Raw genomic sequence first — 23,483 nt, 5'->3', positions numbered from 1 at the left:
GGGTAGAGGGTAGGCGTGGATCGATCGAGGAAATATAGACATCCTCAAAACTTAAATCCCCCCGACCCTCTAACCTCTACCCTCTACCCTCTACCCTCTACCCTCTACCCTCTACCCCCCCTAACAGATGAGTACCCAATCTCCGCCAATTGTCTCATTGCGCGCGCCGAAGGATGTTTCGGTCGCCGATATCGAACATGAATTAGGGCAAATCTGGAAAGATTATCAACCAGAGAATCAGACTCAAGATGCGATCGTCGCTACACAGGCTACTACATTCACCCTGATGGTGTATGAGCCAGAGCCAACCCAGCACATGTTATCAGTATTGGGATTTTACAATGGGCCGATCGATGGGATCTTTGGTCCCGCGCAAGTCAAAGCGATTAGAGCCGCTCAATTAGCCTATCGGCTAGCAGTGACTGGTAAACTCGATCGCGAGACAATGAGCAAAATACAAGCTGCTTATCACAAAAAGATTGCCACCACTCAAGATACACACTCCCTTGCCGTCGAAAAAGATGTCGATAATCGCGGCTATGTAGTCACCGATGCGATCGCTAATACCAATCCTCGGCGAATTGTCACCCTCTGTCCGGTAATAAGTGAAGATACTGGCGTTACCGCCCAGGTGTCCGTCTATTGCCCCATGAAGAAGCAATACCTACACACCCTCGTTGGCAGCGAATACGTCACCTTACGCGCTACTCCAGATGCCTTAGAGCGCAATGGTGAGAGCATCGCCAATCTCGCCGTACCTGAATTCCCCCAATTCTTGTGGTGGAAAGATGCCCCCACACCCACAAAGCCCCTCTTTCTTCAGCTAGCAGCACGGGCGCATTCGGTAATTTTTGACTCTGCTGAGTTTGAGACCAGCGAAGCTGAATTATTGCAGCTGCATGAGATACTCAATCGCGGTACTCCCGTGATCGACCTCAACTGGCGCAGGATTGGGGGCTGGCAAGAACTCACCGCTGAAGCTTTCGACCCTCCTGCTAGACGCAAAGATATCACGGAGATCGATCGAGTGGATGTCAATTATGAAGCAGGCAATCCCGCTCAAGCCTTGATGTTCCTCGGTTGGCTCTCCAGCCGTCTCCAATGGCAACCCGTCAGCTACAAACATACTGGTGGCGATTATGACCTCCGCGAGGTGGATTTTGTCGCTCCCGACGGACGCAAAATCCATACCGAATTAGCAGGGATGCCAACAGCCAACATTGGTGAGATCCCTGGCGATCTGATGGGTGTGAGGCTCAACTCCACCAATCCCAAGGCCAACTGTATCACCGTCCTCTGTTCGGAAGTAGCTGGCTGTATGCAGATGGAAATGCGCGGCGGTACCCAAACCGCACGGGTAGAGGAAGTATCTTCCCTCTCCGAACGTAGTGCTGAAGATCTACTTGCTGAGTATCTCCAGCGGTGGGGACGTGATTTACTCTACGAGCAAACGATGACGGTAGTGGCTCAAATCTTGAGTAAAGTCGGATAATCCACAAAGATTGTAGGTTGGGTAGAGCGAAAGCGAAACCCAACTATCTCACCAATATCTCGAAAATGTTAGATTTTATGCTTCAAATTTGAGTTCTCACCATTGAAATAACAGTGTCAAATAACTCAGACAAGTATTTTGGTATATACTATAAATGCGGTTTGAGTGGGACGATAATAAAGCTGAGTCCAATGCTGTGAAACATGGCATCACCTTTGAGGAAGCAGTAACAGTTTTCGCCGATCCCGATCTCCTATTTACACAAGACACCCAGCATTCGCAGGGCGAAGAAAGAGAGTGGGCGATGGGAGTAACGGAAAGTGGCTTGCTTGTTGTGGTTGTCTTTACGATCCGGGGTGAGCAAATTAGAATTATTAGTGCCAGAATAGCTACAAAGAAGGAGCAGCAGAGCTATGAATCAGGAATCTGAGTTTCCGTTTGAGAGAGCAAGACGAGTTACGCCAGCAGAAAATCAAGAATTCAGAGCTGCGATTGTCGAACAGTTTGGGATCGATCTCAAAAAGCGTGGTCGCCCAGTCAAAGAAGAAGATAAGTATGCGCCGATTTCTATCCGACTTCACCCTAAGATTTTAGTCTGGGCGAAAGAAGAAGCAAAGCAACGAGGCATTGGTTATCAAACAGTAATTAATGAAGTCCTGTTGTCTCAAATTAGCTAAAACTAGCACATCACGAGTAAAAATAATGTCTGTTATCGCTCAAACCTTGAGTAAAGTGTGTGATTTAATTGCACAAGATCTTCGAGAAATAGGATGGGATCTACCTACTGCCTAGAACCAAAACCAACTGAAATTACTAATTTTCCATGTTAGATATCCGCGCTCAAATCGCTTCTGAATTAGAATTAAACCCCAATATCTTGCAAAATGTTCTAGATTTATTTGCTGAAGGAGCGACGATTCCATTTATTGCTAGGTATCGGAAAGAGCGCACGGATGAGATGAATGAAATCGTGTTGCGGGAACTTGAAGAACGATTTACATATCTAACAGAACTATCAGCGCGAAAAGAGAGTATCCTAAGTTCGATCGAGTCTCAAGACAAGTTAACGCCAGAATTACGCGCTAAAATTGAGGGCTGTTTATTAAAGACTGAATTAGAAGATTTATATCTACCCTACAAACCCAAGCGGCGCACTAGAGCGACAATTGCCAGAGAAAAAGGCTTAGAACCGCTAGCTGAATTGATTCGCTCTTTGAATAATGCCAGTGCTAAACCTGTAGAATTAGAGTCCGAAGCCGCTAAATATATTGACGAAGAGAAAGGTGTCAAGGCAGCCGCTGAAGCTCTTGCTGGTGCTTCAGATATTATCGCTGAATCGATTGCTGACAAAGCTAATTTACGGGCTTATATTCGTGAATATATTCAGTCAGAAGGTCAGTTTAAATCTAAGATTAAAGATGATGTGGCTGAAGGCTCGACTAAATTTGAGATGTACCGGAAATATACGGCACCTGTCAGTAAAGTTGCGCCACATAATTTACTAGCCCTATTTCGCGGCGAAACAGAGAAAGTTCTCAGCCTAGAATTAGAATTTAGTGAAGATGATATTTGTGAATATTTAGCTACTCAAGAGATAAAGACTAAAATACCTGCAATTCGAGAATTTTATCGATCGATGCTCAAAGATGCCTTCAATCGGTTGATGAAGACATCATTAGTAAATGAAGTCCGATCTGAGTGTAAATCACAGGCAGATATCGGCTCAATTTCTAACTTTGAAACCAATCTCCGCGAATTATTATTATCTGCTCCAGCAGGGATGAAACCAACACTCGCGATCGATCCTGGCTTCCGCAGTGGTTGTAAAGTTGCGGTATTATCAGAGACAGGTAAATATCTGGCTTATGAGGCAGTTTTCCCACATCAAGCAGCAAATCAACGCCAGCAAGCTGCCAATACAGTTAGGCAGTTTATTAAAAAATATAACATTCAATTAATCGCGATCGGTAATGGCACCGCTGGACGTGAAACTGACCAATTTGTCATCGAACTTTTGGCAGATCTCGAACCAAAACCGATAAAAGTAATGGTCAATGAATCGGGTGCATCGATTTATTCAGCTAGCGATGTCGCGATCTCAGAATTTCCCGATCTGGATATCACCGTACGCGGCGCAATTAGTATCGGACGTCGCTTACAAGATCCCTTAGCCGAACTGGTAAAAATAGATCCCAAATCGATCGGTGTCGGTCAATATCAGCATGATGTAGACCAAAAGTTACTCAGAAAAAAACTCGATGATACCGTCGAAAGTTGCGTGAACTTTGTCGGCGTAGATCTTAATACTGCATCGAAAGAACTCCTGACTTTCGTATCTGGTTTAACTCCCACAATTGCTAACAATATCATCGCCTATCGGAACGAGCATGGAGCTTTTAAAAACCGCAAGCAACTGCTCAAAGTTGCCAAATTAGGGCCGAAAGCCTACGAACAGGCGGCTGGCTTCCTCCGCATCCGCGATGGCGAGAATCCGCTGGACAATACTGCCGTCCATCCCGAACGCTACAGTATCCTAGCAGCGATCGCCAAAGATGTCAGTATTCCCCTCACTGAGCCAACTAAATTAGGTTCGCAGCTCAAACAAGTAGATCTGAAAAAGTATATTACCGACTCGATTGGCGAACCCACCCTGCGCGATATCATTGGCGAACTCGAAAAACCTGGACGCGACCCCCGCGCCGAGTTCAAATATGCCACCTTTAAGGCAGGTATTCAAGAAATCACAGATTTAGTCGTCGGGATGGAATTGGAAGGCACCGTGACTAATGTAGCTGCCTTTGGTGCCTTTGTAGACATCGGTGTACATCAAGATGGATTGGTGCATATTTCCCAGTTATCAGACAACTTTGTCAGCGATCCCAATCAGGTGGTAAAGGTGGGACAAGTAGTGAAGGTGCGGGTGTTAGAAGTAAACGCCCAACTCAAACGGGTCAGCTTATCGATGAAAGCTGGTGCGACAAATACAGGCGGTGTCAACGACAATCGACCATCTCAAAAACCAGTAGAGCGAACTAATAAGCCTCAACCAGCCTCAAGTCGATCGCCACAACCGTCAACTAAAGTTCAGCCAACGCCTGAATCGAGTCAGTCAGCTACACTTGCAGATTTGCAACGTAAGTTTGGCAAGAAAAATTGAGGCGACAAATCCTCATAAATCCTAGCAAAGTGGCTCAGAATAACCTGTGTTTCCCCGCACTCAAAAAATCGCGCTAAGCTAGAATAGATTAAGGTCGTTACCCCTGACCCTGCATCGTTCCACCTTCTGCTAATTGGCATATTTCACCCATGCTGCGAATCATCACTCAGCAGACTGAAGCGCAACAAGAGTTGCAGCGAATCAGTGCCCGTACCCACGACGATGCGATCGTCCACAAAGAAGCCACTGTCAACGAAATTGTGCAAACAGTGCGACGACAGGGTGATAAGGCTTTAATCCATTATACGGCTGAGTTTGACGGTCAAAGCTTGACAGTCGATCGGTTGCGGGTCAGTGGTGCCGAATTAGATGCTGCTTATCAACAGGTATCTAAAGAATTGCTCAAAGCGATCGAACTTGCCGCCCAAAATATCGAAGCTTTTCACCGTCAGCGGGTGCCCAAATCTTGGGTAACATTTGGCGAAGATGATGTCGTACTGGGCAAACGCTACAATCCCGTCGATCGAGCAGGTATCTATGTGCCTGGAGGACGCGCTTGCTACCCCAGCACGGTACTGATGAATGCTATTCCAGCCAAAGTTGCTGGCGTGCCCCAGATCGCCATGGTGACACCTCCAGGCGCAGACAAAAACCTCAATCCAGCCGTACTCGTTGCCGCTCAAGTAGCCGGAATCGAAGAGATCTATCGGGTCGGTGGTGCCCAGTCGATCGCGGCTTTAGCTTATGGTACGGATACAATTGCCAAAGTGGACGTGATTACTGGCCCTGGTAATATCTACGTTACCCTCGCCAAAAAGCTGGTGTATGGCACCGTCGGCATCGACTCACTCGCGGGACCATCAGAAGTCCTCATTATCGCCGATCGACATGCTAATCCAATTCACGTCGCAGCGGATCTATTAGCCCAAGCCGAACACGATCCGATGGCGGCAGCGATTTTAATCACTACAGACGCTCAACTGGCTACAGCAGTTCAAGCTGCGGTCGAAAGCCAACTCCAGAATCATCCCCGCCGGACGCTAACAGAAAAATCGATCGCCCATTATGGACTGATCGTAGTTGTTGAGAGTCTAGAAGCTGCTGTCCAACTCTCCGACAGGTTCGCCCCCGAACACCTAGAACTAAACACTAACGACCCGTGGGCACTGGTCAATCTGATCCGTCACGCTGGGGCGATTTTCATTGGTGATTGCACTCCAGAAGCGATCGGCGATTATCTCGCTGGCCCCAATCATACGCTCCCTACCTCCGGCGCAGCTCGTTATGCTTCGGCACTGGGTGTCGAGACATTTATGAAGCACTCTAGCCTGATCCAATACTCGCCCACAGCTCTGAGCAAAGTTGGTAGTGCCATCGATGCGCTCACCAAAGCGGAAGGGCTGTTTTCCCACGGAGAGTCAGTCAGATTGCGATTGAACGATGGTTCGACCGAGCGACTACGTTAGACCGCTCGGTCGAACCATCGATCCAGCCCTCACTTGAGCAAGTCGATCGCAAGTACTCCCTTCCCACCCAATAAATAGACATTCACCATTCACCCTTACCCTAGATGTCTCATTGGTCACAGGTCAGGGAGTAGGTAACAAAGACAACTGCCACCCATACTGTGACTAGATCTCAGGTAAGTCTAACTTAGGTTGGATCGATCGCTTAATAGGTGCAGGTTTTGGTATACTTGCCTCACTCCGTACTGCACCTCGGTCATCAGGTTCCAGTGGATTGCGGTAGGGTCTTTTGTCTCCATCACCTAGAGGTTTACTACCACCTTTGCGCGGCAGTTTAGCCCGTAATGGGGCAACAAATTTGGCACTGCGGATCTCCAAATTGTTATCCACTCTCACCACATCAAAATCCCAAAAATTACCGACTAGCTTTTCAGCGAGATCGCCCACCAATCGGATCTTAAAATAGCGTTCTTCTTCAGTTTTTTTCTTAGGTGCCTGGCGAATTTTTACAAAGATCTCTTTAGTCTCCCGCGACTGGTAGATGACCTCACCACGAATGGAAAAATAACTATTGGGGATCTCCAGATTTTCGATCGTCGGAATCGGCGAAACGTTTGCTGGTGACTCAATCTCCTGGGATTCAGGCGATCGATCGAGTGGCTCGATAACTAGTTGTGGCTCCCATACACCCATGATTTGGGCGTGGAGTTTATTATCTTCCTTGCGAATGCGGGGATAGACTACCCACAAATGAGATTGTGCTAAATCGAGGTGATTTTTGATCAGACTCATGATCCGACCGAGAATGACAGCATCAATCTCGGCTCCATCATCAGCCAACATCGTCCCCTGATTGAATTCCTCGATCGAGGGTACATACTTACCTAAAATCAATCCGATTGCTCGATACTGAAGTGGTTCGCTAGCTGGCGGAATTGGTGTATTCCCCGTCAGTTGCAGCATCGGGGGTAGCGGTGGATAATCTGCTGGATCTGGTCTTTTGGGTCGTTTAACAGGCTTGGCGGGTCTAGTTGCAGCCTGTGGATGCGATGGGGGCTGATTGATGGGGAATTGCGCAGAACTCATAGAAAATTCCTTCGGACGGAGTCAAATTTTTCGATCTCCCTCTCATGGTAAGCGGGATATTCGAGACAAAATTGTGGATACTGAACTAACTGGGCAGATTGGGCACTTTAAATGTGAGACTCCTAACTAAGGATCGTTCCCACATCCAGCTCTCAAACTACTATGTAAGCGATGCGATCGCTCTAAATGATTTTAGTTACATTCAGTTGCATAATTATTGATGCCAGCCTATTCTAGCAATTTCTGGTCAAATCCTCACTATGATGCGGCTGATTTTTCGGATTTTGAGGATTGCGCTGCTGGTGCGAACCGTTCCGCGCTCCCAACTCTTAACGAAGAACAGAAGCTATGGCTTCGGGGTTGAAACCCCCACCCTAACAACCCAATTATCAAGTATCAATTAATTTAAATCCTAACTCCCATGAACTTTCAATCTGTCGTCGCCACCCTCAATCAGTTCTGGAGCGCACAAGGCTGCGCGATCGTTCAATCATACGACACCGAAAAAGGTGCCGCTACCAAGAGCCATCATACCTTCTTGCGATCGATCGGCCCCGAACCTTGGTCGGTAGCTTATATCGAACCCTGTCGTCGTCCAGGCGATGGTCGCTACGGTCAAAATCCCAACCGTTATCAACATTACTATCAATATCAAGTCCTGATCAAACCCTCTCCAGATAATATCCAGGACATCTATCTAGACTCCCTCCGCGCCGTAGGTATCAAACCAGAAGACCATGATATCCGGTTTGTGGAAGACAACTGGGAAGATGCAGCAATGGGTGCCTGGGGCGTGGGTTGGGAAGTGTGGCTAGATGGGATGGAAGTCACTCAATTTACCTACTTCCAGCAGTGTGGCGGGGTCGATTGTCGTCCAGTGTCGATCGAGATTACCTATGGCTTGGAACGGTTGTGTATGTATCTTCAGGGCGTGGACTCGATCGCCAAAATCTTGTGGAATGATACACTCACCTATGCCGATATCTATCTCCAATCCGAAATCGAGCAATCCACCTACAATTTTGAAGCATCCAATCCTGAATTATTGTTTACCCTATTCGATCTCTATCAACAGGAAGCTGAACAATTAATTGCTAGAGGATTAGTGATGCCGAGTTTAGATTATGTCCTCAAATGCTCTCATACTTTCAATATGCTCGATGCGCGGGGCGTTATTTCTGTTACCGAGCGGACGCGATATATCGGGAAAGTGCGTGGATTAGCCAGACAAGTTGCCCATCTCTATCTGGCACAACGCGAAAAATTAGGATTTCCCCTGCTGTCTAAATCCGCTGTTGTGGTCTAATAACCAACAACTAATACATCCTTAAAGCTGCCGAAACCTACTCCCTGACCTGTGACCAATGAGACATCTAGGGTAGGGGGTGAATGGTGAATGGTGGATAGTGATATCTATTTCTTGAGTGGGAATGGAGTAGCCGGTGGATTGGGCGGGTGCCCCGCCCGTGACGCAGTGCTCACCCTACGATGGTTGGGTTTCGCTATCAACTATCAACTATCAACTAACTTAGTCTTCATGGTCGTCGAAAGGATCGGAAAGTTGTTTCGCTGGAGGGCCGAAAGAAATATATAAGCCATAGGCAGTGGTGAGGATCACCGCTGCGCCCAACGTAATGCTAAGAACTGTTGCAGATTCCATGGTTAATTTAATCTAAGGATGTTGCTTCTCTTACAATATTAATGAATTTTACAAAAATTTACCAAAAAATCTAGCGATCGATAGATATCATTCCTAAATCTACTTTTAGATCGGTACCGCCAACACATCGCGGCTCCCATTAAAAATAGAACGGGAGCGGCAGTCGAAAACTGGAATTTTCTTTGGTACACTGAGGATGTGGAATATTTCCACCCCACAGACAGAGTATCCACATAACATCATCGGGGACACATGGCACAACGCACTAAATTAGGGGATCTGCTCAGACCTCTCAACGCTGAATATGGTAAAGTCGTTCCTGGTTGGGGAACTACCCCAGTCATGGGCGTATTTATGGTATTGTTTGCGGTCTTTTTATTGATCATCCTCCAAATCTACAATAACTCTCTGGTTCTTGATAGTTTCTCTGTTGACTGGAGTGGTGGCGGACAATAGGATCGATCGTGACTGGAGATTGGGATGGGTAAATACAGGCGACTTTTGCTCATGTTTCCCAAACGTGAAGATCGAGAGATTGACTCTAACCCATACCCGATCGAGAGCCACTACATGATAAATATCTGTAAATTTGGATACAATGACGGTATTGGACTAAAATTAGACTATCTCAATAATTGTCAGGAGAAAGATTATGAATTTTTTTGGGATCGGCTTACCGGAAACTATCGCGATCGCTGTTGTCGGACTATTGGTATTTGGCCCCAAAAAGTTACCAGAAATCGGCAAGAGTCTCGGCAAAGCACTCAAGGGTTTCCAAGAAGCATCAAATGATTTTCAGTCTGAGTTCAAAAAAGAAGTAGACGCGATCGAAACTGCGGTTAAAACCCCCAGCCAAATCGAATCGACTGAAGCGGTAAATAACAAATCAGATAGCAATATTTAATTACACCTGAATCGGCATTCACCCTAAGTTACGAGCCTTGTTGAGATACTAGCTGAAGCGAGAGGATGTAATTAATGTCTCAAATTTTTCAAGATTTATCAACTCAGCAATTCACCGACATATCAATATTTTCAGGAACGAGTTGGGTTGTCCTAGCGGAGCCTGTTCCACAAGGATCGATTCACTGCCTCAAGATGAAACGAGGTACAATTATTCCAGTACATACTCATCTTGTTGATGAGTATGTATTTGTTGTTTCTGGTAGCCTTAAAACTGGAGATCGGGTGTGTGAACCAGGATGCTTTTGGACGACGCAAAAAGGCACAAGACAAGGAGCACATGAAGCTTTAACAGATGTTGAGTTAATTACGATTAGACTTGGAGCAATGGGTGAGTTTGAAGGAATATAAATTAAATCGATAGTATCTGTTGGCATCAGCGTTAAGTCGATCGAGCCTTTATGAATCGCTAACACAGATATAATAAAAATATCTTCAATACTTCCTCGATCGATGTCCCAAAATATCAATATTTATCTGCCGGATGATACCTTAGCAGAAATCGATAGATTAGCTCCCCAGGGCGATCGTAGTCGCTTTATTATTGAAGCCGTAAAATTCTATATCCACGAATCGAATAAAAGAGCCATGCGCGATCTGTTAAAAGAAGGCGCGATTGTTCGTGCAGAAAGAGATTTAGCTTTAGCTCAAGAATGGTTCGGACTGGATGAAGTATGACCGCTCAAAGAATAATTCAACCAATTCGGGGAGAGATTTATCTGGTCAACTTCGATCCTACGATTGGCTCAGAAATTAATAAAACTCGACCAGCTTTAATCATTCAAAATGATCTAGCAAATGAGAACAGTCCAGTGACAATTATTGCGGCAATTACCTCTAAGTTTGACGATCGCTCATATCCTACCGAAGTGCGGATAGACCCACCAGAAGGTGGACTGAAGACAATCTCGGTTGTTTTGTTGAATCAAATCCGCACGATCGATAGACAGCGTTTAATTAGGCGAATTGGTGCGCTCGGTTCAGGAAAATTGAATGAGGTAGATCGAGCAATTCAAATTAGCCTTGGCTTAATAGATTTATAGTCGCTATTTCTCTACCTGTTAAGCTTGGTAATTTGCTCATTGTCTACTGTCAATTGTAGTGCAACGCAGGTTCCAGACATAATCTATCTGATAAATAATTGCATCTATCTACTTATAATAAAAATACCTTGATTTACTCAATCGATGTCCCAACATATTAACATTCATAGGTAATAAAATGATGACTGTCGAAGATATAGTAAATTCAATAGATCGGTTATCGATCGAAGACCAAGAAAAGTTATTCGAGATAGTTCGCCAGCGACGGATCGAGCAGCAAGAAGCTGAAATTTTAGCTAGCCGTCGCGAGTTAAAAGAGGCGATCGCTGATGGGACAGCAAAAAAGGGTAATGTTCGGGATTTAATTACCGATTTGTTGGGAGATAACGATGCAAGTTGTCTGGAGTAGCGGTTTTAAGCGATCTTTTAAAAAAATAACCAAAAGGAATCCACAGCTCAGAGATCGAATTACTGAAGTATTAATGCTGTTGGCGGAAGATCCTTTTACCCCATCGCTAAAATCTCATAAGTTAACTGGCAATTTAGAGGGTTTATGGTCTTGTTCTGTTGCCTATGATTGTAGAATTATTTTTGAATTTTCAGAGAATAATGATGATTTGGAAGTATTTATTTTAATAATCAATATTGGCAATCACGATGAAGTTTATGGTTAACTTCGATATTTTATCGTGACGATCGAGGGTAAAACGCTAGCATCTTCAGCTAGTCGATCGACAAAATCACCGATACCTTCAGTCCCGATCGATTGTAGGATCGTTAATAAATTACGACTGTCTTTGATTAGCTGAGTAACATCAATCCCGGCATAGACTGGCTGATAATACGGCAATCGTCCGATACCTTCGCCGAGTAATATCACTGCACCGCGCCAGTTACGATTGTGGATATGATAGCAAGCCACGGCAATTTGTAGCACACCTTGATAGAACTTTTTGTCGGGATCGATCGCATCCATCCACAACGCTTCAAGCGTATCATGACAAGCATAATATTCTCCTGCCTTGAATTCTTTAATACCCTGTAACCATTCGGCTGGATAATCATTCATGGTTCAGTTGTGGGCAATAAAAATTAGCAGGACATATTAACAATCGAAACATAAAAATCTTCCAGTCCATTTCAATGGACTTTTACTATTAGCCCACAATTCATTCGCGGGCGGTTGGAGACTAAACACCATATTCCTGATGTTAAATTATCTCGTTCTGTACATGGCAAGGGTAAGGCTTCGCCAGCGCGGAGCGTCTCGTTCCGACGAAAAGAGGCTCCGCCAACACATTGGTTCTACCCAACCTCCAATTTTTACAATTTTTATAATTTCATCCAACCAGTCCCATGATGACCATAATTGCAAACTTGGGGATTGAGTATTTCGGTGAGGATTTCTAGAGATTCTACTAGCCTTGGGCCAGGACGGTTGAAAAAAGCATTACCATCGGTGATGTAGACTCGACCCAATTGTACTGCTTTAAGTTTGCCCCATTGCGGATGCTCCGTTAGCGGTTGTGCTTCGATCCGAGTTCTGTCGAGATCGAAACCACAAGGCATGAAAATAATCGTATCGGGATCGGCTGCAATCAATTCATCCCAACTAATGCGGGGCGAATGCTGTCCGGTAACGCCGCCAATCGGCTTACCGCCAGCGATCTCAACGAGCTCGGGAATCCAGTTTCCCGCCAACATGAGCGGATCTGTCCACTCGATACAAGCAACTTGCGGCGGATTGGCGAGGAGATTTTCGGATTGAGTTTGACAGGTTTTAACTCTGGCTTGAAGAGCTGACACAATCGGTTTCCAGTCTACATTGAGAGTTTCGCCGACTCGTTGAATATCTGCCCAGACATCGGCGATCGTGTCTGGCTGAAGTGAGATAATCTGTGGGTGAGAGTTGGTTAATTTCGCGACGGCGATTTCTACTTCGGGAAAACTCACAGCACAAACATCACATTGATCTTGGGTGATAATGTGAGTCGGTTGTAATTGTGTCAGGACATCGAGATTGATTTCATAGATACTGACTGCTGCTGTGAGTAATTTGTCTACTTCTTTGTGAATCTCACCACTTGGCTGATGGATAGACAGTCGCGCTGAAGTACAGATCGCGCGATCTGTAATTTCGGGCGGATAGTCACATTCATGCGAAATTCCCACCAATCGATCGGTCAATCCCAAACAAGCGATAATCTCAGTAGCACTGGGTAATAGTGACACTAGCCGGAGTGATGCTAATTGGGTCATAAGTTGCGATAAAAGATAGCATTCCAGTAAGATCGACAGTAACTAACATCTGACCTCCCCTATGACTCATTCTACCGATATTCCCACTCTGGTACGCTGGATGGCTGGAGATTTTAGCAATCAAGCTCAAGCATTTGAAAATCCACCATTTTTCGCACATATTCGGGTGTGTATGCGTCCGCTCCCCTACGAGTTGTTGGACGGGGTGGGGTTATTTCTCGAACAGGCTTATGATTTTATGCTCCACAATCCCTATCGGTTGCGAGTATTAAAGTTTGTCGAAGTAAATAATCGGATTGAAATCGAACACTATACGATCGATCCTGAAGCCGAATTTCATGGAGCCGCACGCAAACCCGAACTGTTCCACCAACTCACCCGCGATAAAATTATCAAAATGCCTGGTTGCACGATGATTACTGAGTGGACGGGGAGTACATTTAAGGGCTATGTGGAGCCTGGAAAGGGCTGCAAGATCGCGCGAAATGGCAGAGATACTTATTTGGACAACAGCTTTGAAATCGACCCTCATAAGCTAATTAGCCTCGATCGCGGTCGCGACATCGCCACTGACGAACACGTATGGGGATCGATCGCTGGGCCATTTGAATTCACCCAGACAGCCAGTTTTGCTGATGAAGTACAGCTTAGTAAACAGTTGACAGTTGACAGGTAAAATTTCCTAAAGCCTAAAGCCTAAAACCTAAAACCTAAAACCTATCTTGCGTTACATCCTATTCTACAAACCTTACGGTGTCCTGAGTCAGTTTACGAGTGATGAAGGTAAACAGACATTAAAAGACTATATCCCCGTCGCCGATGTCTATCCCGTCGGGAGATTGGATTGGGATAGTGAAGGTTTAGTGCTGCTGACGGATGATGGGAGATTGCAACATCGACTCAGCGATCCTCAGTATGGACACCCGCGTACCTATTGGGTGCAGGTGGAACGGATTCCCGATGATGTGGCGGTGGAGCGTCTAGCCACTGGGGTGGAGATCCAGAACTATCAGACTAAACCCGCACGAGTAAAATTATTATCAGCCGAACCGCAGCTACCACCACGCGATCCACCAATTCGCGATCGCCAAAGTATCCCCACTGCTTGGCTAGAATTAACCCTAACCGAGGGCAAAAATCGCCAAGTTCGGCGGATGACAGCAGCAGTTGGCTTTCCGACATTGAGATTGATCCGAGTCTCGATCGGGCTACTTTCCCTAGAAGGTTTATCATTAGGATCTTGGCGAGATCTCACTAGTGATGAGGTAAAAGTCTTAAAGCGAAAGTAAACAAGTATCTAAACGATTTCACATCGATCGAGTTGATATTCTGGTAAGAAGATAGTTGATATGCAGATCGTAACACCTCATAAATTCTCAGACTGGCGATCGTTAAAATTGATCGGGCTAATCGCGATCGTGTTTTCACTCCAATCATGTGAAGCACAGCATAAACGTGGAGCAGCCACCCCCGAGCGAATAGTCGAACAATATTTATTAGCTTTAGAAGAACGCAATGAAATTTTAATCCTCCAACTAATGCCAGAAGAATCTCTGGCTGACAAAGAGATTAAAGCTAAAATCGATAAACTTGGCGGACATAAAATCCAAGATCGCCAAATTAACTATACTAAACCTACCCCTACTTTATGGAATGCCAAAATGGGGGGATTTTATATCGATCCTACTGGGGTTCGTAAGAAGTTTGATGATTCGATTGCCGTTGAATATCAAAATAAGGGACAAGTAAAATTGTATCGCGGACGCTGGTATCTATTGCTAGGATCTCGGTAAAATAGTAGTAAGAACAATTCATGAATTGTCCCTACCGATCTAATCCAACTTCCAAAAATCTATTCATTGTTGGTGAATTATCATCGATCCGCCAGACGATCGCGATCTTTGCTAGCTGCTCCACATTTAAACCTCCCACCCGAATAGGTTGATAAACTACTCCATGACGTTGCACTTCTTGAATCGATTCTGGGAGGATCGACACTCCCATATTTGCAGATACTAAACTAACGATCGTTTGCATCTGGATACATTCTTGAACAACTTGAGGACTAAAGCCAGCAGCTTGACAAATAGCAATAATTGGATCGTATAATCCAGGCGCAAGTTCGCGGGGAAAGAGAATAAATGGTTCTACTGCTAATGATGCTAGATCGATATAATCTGCTCCAGCTAAAGGATGATTAATTGGCAAAGCGACAACTAAAGATTCCTGAAAAATCACTTGACAAGCGAGATCTGAAGCGATAATTGGCGGACGAATTAAACCAATATCAATTCTACCTTCACGCAGCCAGATTAACTGCCGATCGGTAGTCAGTTCGTGCAACTCTATTCGGACATTGGGATATCGATAGCGGAACTGTTGAAGCATTAGTGGTAAGATATTATAAGTGGCTGAACCGACAAAGCCGATCGAGATTTGTCCGAGTTCACCCCGACTAGTTTTCCTCCCAATATCGATCGCACGATCGAGTTGTTGAAAGATTTGAGTTACTTCGATCGAGAATGCTTTTCCAGCCGGAGTAAGTGCCACCGATCTTTTAGTTCTGATAAATAATTCAAATCCTAATTCTGCCTCTAGATCTTGAATCTGTTTACTCAATGGTGGTTGAGCAATATGTAATTTTTCGGCTGCTTTGCCAAAGTGCAATTCATTTGCAACCATCCTAAAATAACGTAAGTGACGAAGTTCCATAAATAGAGCTAATATTTACCTGCTTGAAAATCTCAACTAAATCAGATCGATCGGACTATCCATCAGCCGCTCGAATTAAATGGTTTCGTCAACAGCTTTCTGCTTGGGGATCTGCCAATCGGCGAGATTTTCCGTGGCGAAAAACTACCGATTCTTACCATCTACTTGTTGCCGAATCTTTGCTTCAAAAAACCGACGCACAGACAGTTGCACCCATTTATGAACTATTTCTAGAGCATTATCCCACCATCAAAGATTTAGCCGCCGCCAACCTCGATAATATTGCTCAACTGCTCAAACCATTGGGTTTATTTTTTCGTGCTGAACGGTTGCAACAATGCGCCCAAATCATCATCAGGCAATATGAGGGAAAAGTGCCCCAAACCCAAAAACACCTGCTAGGATTGCCAGGAATTGGCGACTATACGGCTCGCGCGATCGGTTCTCAAGCATTTAACCAACCTCTAGCGGTATTGGATGCTAATGTAGCGCGGATTCTCGAACGCTTTTTTGGCTTACAAGGGGAAAGAGTAAAATCTCGATGCAAGATTCTCTGGGGTGCAGCCGATTTAATTGCACCCAAAACTAAAGTAGGCACCTGGAATCTCGCGCTGCTAGACTTTGGAGCATTAACTTGTAAGGCTCAGAATCCAGATTGTGAAAATTGTCCGCTATCATCAAAGTGTAAATGGAATATCGATCGTTGATAAAATTACTATGGCATACAGCAATTTTACCCTGAGTAAAGTCAAAGCTGATTTTGGGATCGTTACAGATGAAACTCAAGATATTTTCGCAGAGACTACGCCGATTCATCCCAGCGATCTGCTTTCGCTAATCCTCAAAGATCAGCTCCCTCTAGCTGGTGCTATTAATACGGAAAAAGCCCGCTCTGAATTAGTAATTATGCCGATTCTGATGGAAGTTCGGCGAATTTTAAATAACAAAATTTCAATCTTTTCTGGTAGTAGTTTTGAAGTCGATCCGACTCAAGGATTGGATGGACGTTGTGACTTTATTTTAAGTCGATCGCTCGAACAATATTATATCGCAAGTCCCGTTCTCACAATCGTCGAAGCGAAAAATGAAAGCATTCCCAGTGGATTGGGACAATGTATCGCCACAATGATTGCAGCCCGTTTATTCAATCAAAGAGAGGGAACACCAACCGATATTTTATATGGAGCTGTTACTACTGGTACCGATTGGAAGTTTCTCAAGCTCGAAGGAAAAACTGCCTTTATCGATCTGAATGATTACTATATAAAAGAACTAGGCAAAATTTTAGGTGTGTTAGTTAGTACGTCAAATCTATGACATTCAGAGCGAAGATCGGGAGCGATACTTTAAAAGTATCACTGCCACTACTAATATATATTGGACAAGCTCAAATATCCTTGTCTATAGTAGGAATATGGGAAGCCCGATCGTTAATTACTGGAATCGATTCAAAATTTTGTAGCAACTAATAAAATATATCATGCCGATCGCGCCGCTGCAATTTACACATCTCAATGGTTTGTTATTGTTTACTACTGCTTTTATCGCTGGTGGATTAAATGCTGTAGCTGGTGGCGGTAGTTTTATCAGCTTTCCAACGCTGATCTTTACGGGTGTATCGCCGATTGTGGCTAATGCTACGAATAATACTGCCCTCTGGGTGGCGAGTTTGGCAAGTGCTGGCGCATACCGTCGGGAGTTGGATGTCGAGCGGCGAACTATGCTAATTTTGAGTATCGTTAGTCTAGTGGGCGGATTGCTCGGCTCGATTTTGTTGCTTTACACATCTGGTGATGTTTTTAAAAAGCTAATTCCCTATTTATTATTACTTGGTACTATTGTATTTATCTTTGGTGAATCTTTCAAGCAATGGCTGCAATCTCTCAATCGCTTGGATTCATCCAAGTCGCCACGACTAATTTATCTAGTTATCACTCAACTGGTAGTCGCGATCTATGGTGGTTTTTTTGGTGCAGGAATTGGAATTTTGATGTTGGCAAGTCTCACCTTTTTCAACATTAAAAATATTCATGCCATGAATGCGCTGAAGACATGGTTGGCAACCTGTATCAATGGGATTGCGATCGTCCCTTTTCTATTTGCAGGTATTATTGCATGGCATCAAGCGATTCTAATGGCAGTGGGCGGTGCCATCGGTGGTTATGTTATGGCTAACTTCTCACGCCAGATTCCATCACAAATTATCCGGCGGTTTATATCGATTGTTGCGATAAGTATGACTACCTACTTTTTTATTCACGGCTAGTTCACATTAGACTATCCACTATTTACTAAGTTAAATCATGAGCAAAAATACCTTATTCGATAAAGTTTGGTCGGCACATACCGTCGGCGTATTACCATCAGGACAAACCCAATTATTCATCGGCTTGCATCTAATCCATGAAGTCACTAGTCCCCAAGCCTTTGCGATGTTACGCGATCGCGGATTGAAGGTACCATATCCAGAGCGTACCGTCGCCACCGTCGATCATATCGTACCAACTGAAGACCAATCCCGCCCCCTCGCCGATAGTCTCGCCGAAGAGATGATGCAACACCTGGAAAATAACACCAAGGAGCATGGCATTAGATTCTACAAAGTCGGTTCCGGTAGCCAAGGCATCGTCCATGTAATTGCGCCAGAGCAAGGGCTAACCCAGCCAGGAATGACGATCGCTTGTGGAGATAGTCACACCTCTACCCACGGCGCATTTGGAGCCATTGCGTTCGGCATAGGCACCTCTCAGGTGCGAGACGTATTAGCCTCCCAAACTCTCGCTTTAGGTAAATTAAAAGTCCGCAAAATTGAAGTTAACGGCACCCTTCAATCAGGGGTATATGCCAAAGATGTAATCTTGCATATCATCCGCAAACTTGGTGTCAAAGGCGGCGTGGGTTATGCCTACGAGTTCGCTGGTACCACCTTCGAGCAAATGGACATGGAAGCCAGAATGACCGTCTGTAATATGGCGATCGAAGGTGGCGCACGCTGTGGATATATTAACCCCGATCGAGTCACTTATGATTATCTCCAAGGGCGAGATTTTGCCCCCAAAGATGCAGACTGGGATCGAGCTGTCGCTTGGTGGGAAAGTCTGCGGAGTGATAAAGATGCCCAATACGATGATGTCATCGTCTTTGATGCTGCCGAAATCGCCCCGACAGTCACCTGGGGCATTACCCCCGCGCAAGGTATTGGCGTAAATGAACCCATCCCGACAGTAGCACAGATGCCCGAAGACGAACGGGCGATCGCCGAAGAAGCCTATCAGTATATGGATCTCGCCCCAGGCGCACCAATTATCGGTACCAAAGTCGATGTTTGCTTCGTCGGAAGCTGCACCAACGGACGCATCACCGACTTGCGCGAAGCTGCCAAATTCGCCGCCGGAAAACAGGTAGCCACCGGAGTCAAAGCCTTCATCGTCCCTGGCTCCGAGCGCGTGAAAAAACAAGCCGAAGCCGAAGGATTAGATGTGGTTTTTAAAAACGCAGGCTTTGAATGGCGCGAGGCTGGGTGCTCGATGTGCTTGGCGATGAATCCCGACAAATTAGTTGGACGACAAATCAGTGCATCATCCTCCAATCGTAACTTCAAAGGTCGTCAAGGTTCTTCATCGGGGCGGACATTATTAATGTCGCCAGTGATGGTAATCGCGGCGGCGGTGACAGGGAAAGTAACCGATGTGCGGGAATTGATGGCGTAAGAATAGATGCGTAGGGTGTGTTATCGCATTAGCGTAACGCACCATCAAAAGCCGATTTCTAACTTTGCGAACTTAGTATAGATTGGTAATGCTCCCCTCCCCATGTTGTCTGGCTAACTGATAAAAGGTTTTAAGTTTGTGGAAATCTTCCGCAACATAGTAAAAATCTGATTCTGAATCTTCAGGATGAATTTTATAAACCCCAACTTTGCTCATTTTTTGTGGATGCCACTGCTCATGCAACATTTCAATGCTAATACCATTGAGATGTTCGGAGATTGTTGATACTTCGTATGGTTCCAGATAGTGAAATGTTAGACCAGTTATTGATATTTTATCCTCATGCAATATTTCACCGCCAAAGATTGCGCGATCGACCCAGCTATCATCAATATCTGGAGCCTTTTCTCGCCTACGCTCGTGGGATAATAGGTAACGGAGCATATCCCATTTGCGACCGAGATATAGACAACGATGTTCTAGACCAGGGTAGCGAGAGCAAGTCCGATGTGCTGCTTTTAAAAATTCGATCGTAACTGCATATTCTTCGGCATAGTCATCATAATCTTCGCAGTCTTCAAGCTCTGCTTGTAGCTCCTCTGGCAATTGTTCGCAGTAAGATGCAAAATAAGCCAAATTAGAAGCAAATTCAGGATCTAAAAGCGATCGAGCCATTACCTCGCAATTAGCTGGCATAGCTTGGTAAACAACATCTAATCCCATAGAGATCTAATGTAATGGTGTGTCAGTGGACAGTATAAAATTGCAATACTCAAAAATAATTACAGGTAATTGCCATGATTCAACTCCAAGAAAAACTGACAACTAATAGTTGGATAAAAGCAGATTGGGAAAATTATGTTGCAGCGATCGATTCACCCGAACACGAAAAACATCAAGGCTACTACTATAGTGGCTACATGAGGATCGAAGACCTGCCCACAGGTGCAGACCACTCTCGCTATCACTTACTGATGGCAAATGCCATCAATCTATTTTGTACGATCGGGGGAATTGCCATTAATGGATTTGATAACTGTAGCTATCGTAAAACTGGAATCAGAGAATGCCAGCCCGATCTATCTTATTATTGCGGAGAAAGAGCTAGATTAGCACCTGTAGGTACATCTGTTATCAACTTGGATGAGCAAGTTACTCCAGATCTAGTAATTGAGATTTCTAACACCACTATTAATGACGATCTGGGGGCTAAACGTCTGCTATATGAAGAGATGGGTGTTTCTGAATATTGGATTGTAGATGTCCAGAATACTCTAATTTATGCGTTTGAAATGATCGATCGAGGTAGTAAACGGATCGATACTTCTTTAGTACTGCCAGAACTATCGATTGCCACTATTACCGCAGTCTTAAACCTCAGCAAAGAACAAGACCAATCTCAAATCGGAAAATGGCTGATGAGTCAATTTCAGGGATAATAACTAAACTAATATTAGTCAGAAAAATCATGTCACAACGTCAAAATATTTCCACCGGATCGAAATGGGAACCAATCCTTGGTTACTCCCGCGCCGTCAAAATCGGTAACACCATCCACGTTGCTGGCACCACCGCTTCAAATACCGCAGGCGAACTCGTCGGCATTGGCGATGTATACGCCCAAACCAAACAAATCATCCTCAACATCGAATCAGCCCTTCAACAAGCCGGAGCCAGCCTCACAGATGTCGTTCGTACCCGCATCTACTGTACCAACATCGACGAATGGGAACTCATCGGCAAAGCCCACGGCGAATTCTTTGGCGAAATCCGCCCCGCGATGGCATTGGTAGAGGTTAGCCGTCTTATCGATCCCGATATTCTAGTCGAAATCGAAGCCGAAGCGATCGTGCAGGATTAGTCACTAGCGCAGATCTTACCCACCCCGTCGCCACGCGTCACCCCTCCGAGGAGGGGATTTCGCCCCTACTGCCTACTGCCTACTCCCTACCCTCTAGAAGAATGAATAGCCAAATCTCCACCATCTCTGGTACCGCCATCCCGCTCACAGGCAACGACATCGACACAGATCGGATCATCCCCGCCAGATTTCTGTGCTGCGTCACCTTCGACGGCTTGGGTGCTAATGTATTTGAAGATGATCGAATCGAACTCAAAGGTACACATCCCTTCGACTTACCCCAATTTCAGGGTGCGAATGTCCTGGTTGTCAATAGCAACTTCGGCTGTGGCTCTAGTCGCGAACATGCACCCCAAGCCCTGGCTAAATGGGGCATTAAATTAATCATTGGCGAAAGCTTCTCCGAAATCTTCTTTGGTAACTGCGTCGCTATGGGGATTCCCTGTCTCAACGCTGATGCCGCTACTATCACGGAGCTACAAGAGATTTTACGCGAAAATCCTCAAACTCCAATTACCGTCGATCTCAACGCCTTACGCGTCAGATGTGGCAAGTTTACTACCTTAGTCTCAATCGGCGAAGGCTCCCGCCAACAACTCACCAACGGCACCTGGGATGCTTGCGGACAATTAGTAGCCAATCTCAGCCAAACAAAAGTTACTGCTGCTAAATTGCCTTATGTTGCTTGGGTGTGAGTAGGAGAGTAGAAGACTGGGAGACTGTTCGGATTCCCTATTCCCTCTTCCCTCTTCCCTAACGCCTAACGCCTAACGCCTAACGCCTAAGTCGGTAATTGCCAACGTTCGGCTTCACCGCTCGACATCGCAAAAGAGTTACCACATCCACAAACCTTAGTTGCGAGGGGGTTTTCAAACCGGAAGCCCCCACCCATGAGATCTTCTGAATAGTCTAATCTCAGATGGTCTAAATATGGTAATTGTTGACGATCGATTAATACCGAAATCCCCCCCACTCGATCGACTCGATCGTTATCCTCGATCGAGTCTACCAGATCGAACGTGTAGTAAAAATTTTCACAGCCGCCACTAGTAAAGCCGACTCGAAACATCCGCTCGGTTCGTGCTTTGGGCTGGGTGTGGTAATCTCGAACCGTGTGCATTCTGTCGATCTCGGCGATCGCTGCCTTACTAATTTCAATCATAACTAACCTGATTCGATCTCTCTAACATCCGATGACTCCCTCATCAAATCGAGAAGTCATCGGGCGCGGTAATTACCAAATAACTTTTAGCCGCTATTTCTAGCATAGTCATCTTCAAACCGGACGATATCATCTTCACCTAAATATTCACCATTTTGGACTTCGATAATCACTAGGGGAATGACACCTGGATTTTCTAGTCGGTGCTTGGTGCAGGCTGGGACATAAGTAGACTGATTGCTATGGAGGATCTCCTCTTTATCATCACAAGTTACCATTGCGGTACCGCAGACTACAATCCAATGCTCGCTGCGATGGTAGTGCATCTGGAGACTGAGCCGATGCCCTGGCTTGACCTCGATTCGCTTGATTTTATGCCCTCTGCCCTCTTCCAAGATTGTAAAAGATCCCCACGGACGTAGTTCTGTTGCCGCCACAGAACTTGTAGGTAGCTGTGGCGCAGGTGCTAAGTTGGTTGTTTTGGTTTGAGTCATAAATTTAGAAGTAACAATTCAAGCGTGCTATGCCTGGAGATTTAATGGTTAGCCAGTAACTACTCTATCAAAATCAGTAGACTTTCTGAATCGTCAATTATACTGATTGGGTGAGATTAAAACGATCCATAAAAATTAATGTACTTAGTCTCAAAAATATCATCGATCGAGCGATTGTGACACCTTTGTAACCATTATTTAGTCATAATACCGATTTACTCACATCTTGCATCAAAACAAAGTTACTAGTATTGAGAGGGTAGCGATTCGCGCTCGTCGGGTGCCCCGATTCGTGACAAGTTAAGAAAAGTCGAGGTTTGTCAAGAGGGGAAAGAAAAGATGTCAAACTCAGACTAGCACAGAGTTAGAACTGAGTTTGACCAATGCCCAAAAAGCGGAAAACAAATCGCGACCACGC

The 23,483-nt window shown here is 45.2% G+C and carries 31 protein-coding genes; 23 read left to right on the top strand and 8 right to left on the bottom strand.

The window, feature by feature from the left end; all coding sequences use genetic code 11:
* Nucleotides 1–127: 127 nt before the first annotated feature.
* From opcA to hisD, 5 genes are all read left to right on the top strand, one after another.
* Nucleotides 128–1,492: a glucose-6-phosphate dehydrogenase assembly protein OpcA gene (gene opcA, locus ACEW9J_RS01505; RefSeq protein WP_373543385.1), complete on the top strand. Its 1,365-nt coding sequence runs from the start codon at nucleotides 128–130 to the stop codon at nucleotides 1,490–1,492.
* Between the two features lie 154 nt (nucleotides 1,493–1,646).
* Nucleotides 1,647–1,922 carry a BrnT family toxin gene (locus ACEW9J_RS01500; protein ID WP_373543384.1) on the top strand — a complete coding sequence of 92 codons (276 nt, stop codon included), beginning with the start codon at nucleotides 1,647–1,649 and terminating at the stop codon, nucleotides 1,920–1,922.
* Nucleotides 1,906–2,169 (top strand): BrnA antitoxin family protein, encoded by a 264-nt coding sequence (locus tag ACEW9J_RS01495; RefSeq protein WP_373543383.1) that lies wholly within the window; start codon nucleotides 1,906–1,908, stop codon nucleotides 2,167–2,169. The genes ACEW9J_RS01500 and ACEW9J_RS01495 overlap by 17 nt, the downstream gene beginning before the upstream one ends.
* A 146-nt stretch (nucleotides 2,170–2,315) precedes the next feature.
* Complete coding sequence (locus ACEW9J_RS01490; protein ID WP_373543382.1) at nucleotides 2,316–4,649, top strand: Tex family protein; 2,334 nt, start codon at nucleotides 2,316–2,318, stop codon at nucleotides 4,647–4,649.
* A gap of 149 nt (nucleotides 4,650–4,798) precedes the next feature.
* Complete coding sequence (gene hisD / locus ACEW9J_RS01485) at nucleotides 4,799–6,115, top strand: histidinol dehydrogenase (protein ID WP_373543381.1); 1,317 nt, start codon at nucleotides 4,799–4,801, stop codon at nucleotides 6,113–6,115.
* A 165-nt stretch (nucleotides 6,116–6,280) separates the two neighbouring features.
* Here the strand turns inward: hisD and ACEW9J_RS01480 are convergent, their stop codons facing one another.
* Nucleotides 6,281–7,201 (bottom strand): hypothetical protein, encoded by a 921-nt coding sequence (locus ACEW9J_RS01480; protein ID WP_373543380.1) that lies wholly within the window; start codon nucleotides 7,199–7,201, stop codon nucleotides 6,281–6,283.
* 421 nt (nucleotides 7,202–7,622) lie between these two features.
* Here ACEW9J_RS01480 and glyQ point away from each other — a divergent pair, with 421 nt between their 5' ends.
* Nucleotides 7,623–8,507, top strand: a complete 885-nt coding sequence (gene glyQ / locus ACEW9J_RS01475; RefSeq protein ID WP_373543379.1) for a glycine--tRNA ligase subunit alpha — start codon at nucleotides 7,623–7,625, stop codon at nucleotides 8,505–8,507.
* Between the two features lie 222 nt (nucleotides 8,508–8,729).
* On the opposite strand, the gene psbN is transcribed toward glyQ, so the two are convergent.
* Nucleotides 8,730–8,861 carry a photosystem II reaction center protein PsbN gene (gene psbN, locus ACEW9J_RS01470; RefSeq protein ID WP_015161111.1) on the bottom strand — a complete coding sequence of 44 codons (132 nt, stop codon included), beginning with the start codon at nucleotides 8,859–8,861 and terminating at the stop codon, nucleotides 8,730–8,732.
* Between the two features lie 252 nt (nucleotides 8,862–9,113).
* On the opposite strand from psbN, the gene psbH reads away from it, so the two are divergent.
* The 7 genes from psbH to ACEW9J_RS01435 all read left to right on the top strand — a co-directional run bounded on the left by psbH (nucleotide 9,114) and on the right by ACEW9J_RS01435 (nucleotide 11,541).
* Entirely contained in the window at nucleotides 9,114–9,317 is a 204-nt protein-coding gene (gene psbH, locus ACEW9J_RS01465) for a photosystem II reaction center phosphoprotein PsbH (protein WP_015161112.1), read from the top strand.
* A 196-nt stretch (nucleotides 9,318–9,513) separates the two neighbouring features.
* Complete coding sequence (locus ACEW9J_RS01460) at nucleotides 9,514–9,765, top strand: TatA/E family twin arginine-targeting protein translocase (RefSeq protein ID WP_373543378.1); 252 nt, start codon at nucleotides 9,514–9,516, stop codon at nucleotides 9,763–9,765.
* A 74-nt stretch (nucleotides 9,766–9,839) separates the two neighbouring features.
* Complete coding sequence (locus tag ACEW9J_RS01455; RefSeq protein ID WP_373543377.1) at nucleotides 9,840–10,175, top strand: cupin domain-containing protein; 336 nt, start codon at nucleotides 9,840–9,842, stop codon at nucleotides 10,173–10,175.
* Nucleotides 10,176–10,277: 102 nt separating this feature from the next.
* A complete protein-coding gene (locus tag ACEW9J_RS01450) occupies nucleotides 10,278–10,502 on the top strand; it encodes a hypothetical protein (RefSeq protein ID WP_373543376.1) in 225 nt (74 codons plus the stop codon).
* A complete protein-coding gene (locus ACEW9J_RS01445; protein WP_373543375.1) occupies nucleotides 10,499–10,867 on the top strand; it encodes a type II toxin-antitoxin system PemK/MazF family toxin in 369 nt (122 codons plus the stop codon). Before ACEW9J_RS01450 ends, ACEW9J_RS01445 begins: the two co-directional genes overlap by 4 nt.
* Before the next feature lie 178 nt (nucleotides 10,868–11,045).
* Nucleotides 11,046–11,276 (top strand): hypothetical protein, encoded by a 231-nt coding sequence (locus ACEW9J_RS01440; RefSeq protein ID WP_373543374.1) that lies wholly within the window; start codon nucleotides 11,046–11,048, stop codon nucleotides 11,274–11,276.
* Nucleotides 11,257–11,541: a type II toxin-antitoxin system YafQ family toxin gene (locus tag ACEW9J_RS01435; protein ID WP_373543373.1), complete on the top strand. Its 285-nt coding sequence runs from the start codon at nucleotides 11,257–11,259 to the stop codon at nucleotides 11,539–11,541. Before ACEW9J_RS01440 ends, ACEW9J_RS01435 begins: the two co-directional genes overlap by 20 nt.
* Here the strand turns inward: ACEW9J_RS01435 and ACEW9J_RS01430 are convergent.
* Both ACEW9J_RS01430 and ACEW9J_RS01425 read right to left on the bottom strand, forming a co-directional pair.
* Nucleotides 11,538–11,936, bottom strand: coding sequence for a DUF309 domain-containing protein (locus ACEW9J_RS01430; protein ID WP_373543372.1), 399 nt, complete (start codon nucleotides 11,934–11,936; stop codon nucleotides 11,538–11,540). The genes ACEW9J_RS01435 and ACEW9J_RS01430 overlap by 4 nt on opposite strands.
* A 263-nt stretch (nucleotides 11,937–12,199) precedes the next feature.
* On the bottom strand, nucleotides 12,200–13,126 hold the full coding sequence (locus ACEW9J_RS01425) for a cobalamin-binding protein (RefSeq protein ID WP_373543371.1): 927 nt from the start codon (nucleotides 13,124–13,126) through the stop codon (nucleotides 12,200–12,202).
* Between the two features lie 61 nt (nucleotides 13,127–13,187).
* Here ACEW9J_RS01425 and ACEW9J_RS01420 point away from each other — a divergent pair, with 61 nt between their 5' ends.
* From ACEW9J_RS01420 to ACEW9J_RS01410, 3 genes are read left to right on the top strand one after another with little or no spacing between them, the layout of a single operon-like run.
* Nucleotides 13,188–13,802 (top strand): chromophore lyase CpcT/CpeT, encoded by a 615-nt coding sequence (locus tag ACEW9J_RS01420; protein ID WP_373543370.1) that lies wholly within the window; start codon nucleotides 13,188–13,190, stop codon nucleotides 13,800–13,802.
* Between the two features lie 46 nt (nucleotides 13,803–13,848).
* Complete coding sequence (locus ACEW9J_RS01415; RefSeq protein ID WP_373543369.1) at nucleotides 13,849–14,415, top strand: pseudouridine synthase; 567 nt, start codon at nucleotides 13,849–13,851, stop codon at nucleotides 14,413–14,415.
* Nucleotides 14,416–14,475: 60 nt separating this feature from the next.
* Entirely contained in the window at nucleotides 14,476–14,919 is a 444-nt protein-coding gene (locus tag ACEW9J_RS01410; RefSeq protein WP_373543368.1) for a hypothetical protein, read from the top strand.
* Nucleotides 14,920–14,950: 31 nt separating this feature from the next.
* Here the strand turns inward: ACEW9J_RS01410 and ACEW9J_RS01405 are convergent, their stop codons facing one another.
* Nucleotides 14,951–15,838 (bottom strand): LysR family transcriptional regulator, encoded by an 888-nt coding sequence (locus ACEW9J_RS01405; RefSeq protein ID WP_373543367.1) that lies wholly within the window; start codon nucleotides 15,836–15,838, stop codon nucleotides 14,951–14,953.
* A 23-nt stretch (nucleotides 15,839–15,861) separates the two neighbouring features.
* Between ACEW9J_RS01405 and ACEW9J_RS01400 the strand changes: the two genes are divergently transcribed.
* The 4 genes from ACEW9J_RS01400 (at nucleotide 15,862) to leuC (ending at nucleotide 19,548) form a co-directional block, all read left to right on the top strand.
* Nucleotides 15,862–16,545 (top strand): A/G-specific adenine glycosylase, encoded by a 684-nt coding sequence (locus ACEW9J_RS01400; protein WP_373543366.1) that lies wholly within the window; start codon nucleotides 15,862–15,864, stop codon nucleotides 16,543–16,545.
* Nucleotides 16,546–16,555: 10 nt separating this feature from the next.
* Nucleotides 16,556–17,155 carry a hypothetical protein gene (locus ACEW9J_RS01395; RefSeq protein ID WP_373543365.1) on the top strand — a complete coding sequence of 200 codons (600 nt, stop codon included), beginning with the start codon at nucleotides 16,556–16,558 and terminating at the stop codon, nucleotides 17,153–17,155.
* A gap of 163 nt (nucleotides 17,156–17,318) precedes the next feature.
* Nucleotides 17,319–18,104, top strand: a complete 786-nt coding sequence (locus ACEW9J_RS01390; RefSeq protein ID WP_373543364.1) for a sulfite exporter TauE/SafE family protein — start codon at nucleotides 17,319–17,321, stop codon at nucleotides 18,102–18,104.
* A gap of 37 nt (nucleotides 18,105–18,141) precedes the next feature.
* Complete coding sequence (gene leuC, locus ACEW9J_RS01385) at nucleotides 18,142–19,548, top strand: 3-isopropylmalate dehydratase large subunit (RefSeq protein WP_373543363.1); 1,407 nt, start codon at nucleotides 18,142–18,144, stop codon at nucleotides 19,546–19,548.
* A 72-nt stretch (nucleotides 19,549–19,620) separates the two neighbouring features.
* Here the strand turns inward: leuC and ACEW9J_RS01380 are convergent, their stop codons facing one another.
* A complete protein-coding gene (locus tag ACEW9J_RS01380; RefSeq protein ID WP_373543362.1) occupies nucleotides 19,621–20,244 on the bottom strand; it encodes a DUF1877 family protein in 624 nt (207 codons plus the stop codon).
* A 101-nt stretch (nucleotides 20,245–20,345) separates the two neighbouring features.
* On the opposite strand from ACEW9J_RS01380, the gene ACEW9J_RS01375 reads away from it, so the two are divergent.
* The 3 genes from ACEW9J_RS01375 (at nucleotide 20,346) to leuD (ending at nucleotide 22,104) form a co-directional block, all read left to right on the top strand.
* Nucleotides 20,346–20,987, top strand: a complete 642-nt coding sequence (locus ACEW9J_RS01375; protein WP_373543361.1) for a Uma2 family endonuclease — start codon at nucleotides 20,346–20,348, stop codon at nucleotides 20,985–20,987.
* Nucleotides 20,988–21,016: 29 nt separating this feature from the next.
* A complete protein-coding gene (locus ACEW9J_RS01370) occupies nucleotides 21,017–21,409 on the top strand; it encodes a RidA family protein (protein WP_373543360.1) in 393 nt (130 codons plus the stop codon).
* A 101-nt stretch (nucleotides 21,410–21,510) separates the two neighbouring features.
* Nucleotides 21,511–22,104 carry a 3-isopropylmalate dehydratase small subunit gene (gene leuD, locus ACEW9J_RS01365; RefSeq protein WP_373543359.1) on the top strand — a complete coding sequence of 198 codons (594 nt, stop codon included), beginning with the start codon at nucleotides 21,511–21,513 and terminating at the stop codon, nucleotides 22,102–22,104.
* 86 nt (nucleotides 22,105–22,190) lie between these two features.
* Here leuD and ACEW9J_RS01360 read toward each other — a convergent pair whose 3' ends face one another.
* Both ACEW9J_RS01360 and ACEW9J_RS01355 read right to left on the bottom strand, forming a co-directional pair.
* A complete protein-coding gene (locus ACEW9J_RS01360; RefSeq protein ID WP_373543358.1) occupies nucleotides 22,191–22,571 on the bottom strand; it encodes a HesB/IscA family protein in 381 nt (126 codons plus the stop codon).
* An 86-nt stretch (nucleotides 22,572–22,657) separates the two neighbouring features.
* The gene (locus tag ACEW9J_RS01355) at nucleotides 22,658–23,065 is read right to left on the bottom strand and encodes a phosphomannose isomerase type II C-terminal cupin domain (protein ID WP_373543357.1); all 408 of its coding nucleotides are present in this window, start codon (nucleotides 23,063–23,065) and stop codon (nucleotides 22,658–22,660) included.
* Nucleotides 23,066–23,483 lie beyond the last annotated feature (418 nt).

This window comes from Chamaesiphon sp. (assembly GCF_041737865.1).
GTDB lineage: Bacteria > Cyanobacteriota > Cyanobacteriia > Cyanobacteriales > Chamaesiphonaceae > Chamaesiphon.
Note: the sequence above shows the minus strand (reverse complement) of the source record. Positions and strands in the feature narration are given on the sequence as shown.

Coding starts and splice junctions, on each gene's coding strand:
- ACEW9J_RS01490 (WP_373543382.1), top strand. CDS start 2,316: ATGTTAGATATCCGCGCTCAAATCGCTTCTGAATTAGAATTAAACCCC.
- ACEW9J_RS01395 (WP_373543365.1), top strand. CDS start 16,556: ATGGCATACAGCAATTTTACCCTGAGTAAAGTCAAAGCTGATTTTGGG.
- hisD (WP_373543381.1), top strand. CDS start 4,799: ATGCTGCGAATCATCACTCAGCAGACTGAAGCGCAACAAGAGTTGCAG.
- ACEW9J_RS01430 (WP_373543372.1), bottom strand. CDS start 11,936: ATGAATGATTATCCAGCCGAATGGTTACAGGGTATTAAAGAATTCAAG.
- ACEW9J_RS01500 (WP_373543384.1), top strand. CDS start 1,647: ATGCGGTTTGAGTGGGACGATAATAAAGCTGAGTCCAATGCTGTGAAA.
- ACEW9J_RS01495 (WP_373543383.1), top strand. CDS start 1,906: ATGAATCAGGAATCTGAGTTTCCGTTTGAGAGAGCAAGACGAGTTACG.
- psbH (WP_015161112.1), top strand. CDS start 9,114: ATGGCACAACGCACTAAATTAGGGGATCTGCTCAGACCTCTCAACGCT.
- ACEW9J_RS01390 (WP_373543364.1), top strand. CDS start 17,319: ATGCCGATCGCGCCGCTGCAATTTACACATCTCAATGGTTTGTTATTG.
- ACEW9J_RS01440 (WP_373543374.1), top strand. CDS start 11,046: ATGATGACTGTCGAAGATATAGTAAATTCAATAGATCGGTTATCGATC.
- ACEW9J_RS01355 (WP_373543357.1), bottom strand. CDS start 23,065: ATGACTCAAACCAAAACAACCAACTTAGCACCTGCGCCACAGCTACCT.
- ACEW9J_RS01370 (WP_373543360.1), top strand. CDS start 21,017: ATGTCACAACGTCAAAATATTTCCACCGGATCGAAATGGGAACCAATC.
- ACEW9J_RS01460 (WP_373543378.1), top strand. CDS start 9,514: ATGAATTTTTTTGGGATCGGCTTACCGGAAACTATCGCGATCGCTGTT.
- ACEW9J_RS01455 (WP_373543377.1), top strand. CDS start 9,840: ATGTCTCAAATTTTTCAAGATTTATCAACTCAGCAATTCACCGACATA.
- opcA (WP_373543385.1), top strand. CDS start 128: ATGAGTACCCAATCTCCGCCAATTGTCTCATTGCGCGCGCCGAAGGAT.
- ACEW9J_RS01410 (WP_373543368.1), top strand. CDS start 14,476: ATGCAGATCGTAACACCTCATAAATTCTCAGACTGGCGATCGTTAAAA.
- psbN (WP_015161111.1), bottom strand. CDS start 8,861: ATGGAATCTGCAACAGTTCTTAGCATTACGTTGGGCGCAGCGGTGATC.
- glyQ (WP_373543379.1), top strand. CDS start 7,623: ATGAACTTTCAATCTGTCGTCGCCACCCTCAATCAGTTCTGGAGCGCA.
- ACEW9J_RS01425 (WP_373543371.1), bottom strand. CDS start 13,126: ATGACCCAATTAGCATCACTCCGGCTAGTGTCACTATTACCCAGTGCT.
- ACEW9J_RS01480 (WP_373543380.1), bottom strand. CDS start 7,201: ATGAGTTCTGCGCAATTCCCCATCAATCAGCCCCCATCGCATCCACAG.
- ACEW9J_RS01450 (WP_373543376.1), top strand. CDS start 10,278: ATGTCCCAAAATATCAATATTTATCTGCCGGATGATACCTTAGCAGAA.
- leuC (WP_373543363.1), top strand. CDS start 18,142: ATGAGCAAAAATACCTTATTCGATAAAGTTTGGTCGGCACATACCGTC.
- ACEW9J_RS01375 (WP_373543361.1), top strand. CDS start 20,346: ATGATTCAACTCCAAGAAAAACTGACAACTAATAGTTGGATAAAAGCA.
- ACEW9J_RS01435 (WP_373543373.1), top strand. CDS start 11,257: ATGCAAGTTGTCTGGAGTAGCGGTTTTAAGCGATCTTTTAAAAAAATA.
- ACEW9J_RS01380 (WP_373543362.1), bottom strand. CDS start 20,244: ATGCCAGCTAATTGCGAGGTAATGGCTCGATCGCTTTTAGATCCTGAA.
- ACEW9J_RS01420 (WP_373543370.1), top strand. CDS start 13,188: ATGACTCATTCTACCGATATTCCCACTCTGGTACGCTGGATGGCTGGA.
- leuD (WP_373543359.1), top strand. CDS start 21,511: ATGAATAGCCAAATCTCCACCATCTCTGGTACCGCCATCCCGCTCACA.
- ACEW9J_RS01445 (WP_373543375.1), top strand. CDS start 10,499: ATGACCGCTCAAAGAATAATTCAACCAATTCGGGGAGAGATTTATCTG.
- ACEW9J_RS01360 (WP_373543358.1), bottom strand. CDS start 22,571: ATGATTGAAATTAGTAAGGCAGCGATCGCCGAGATCGACAGAATGCAC.
- ACEW9J_RS01405 (WP_373543367.1), bottom strand. CDS start 15,838: ATGGAACTTCGTCACTTACGTTATTTTAGGATGGTTGCAAATGAATTG.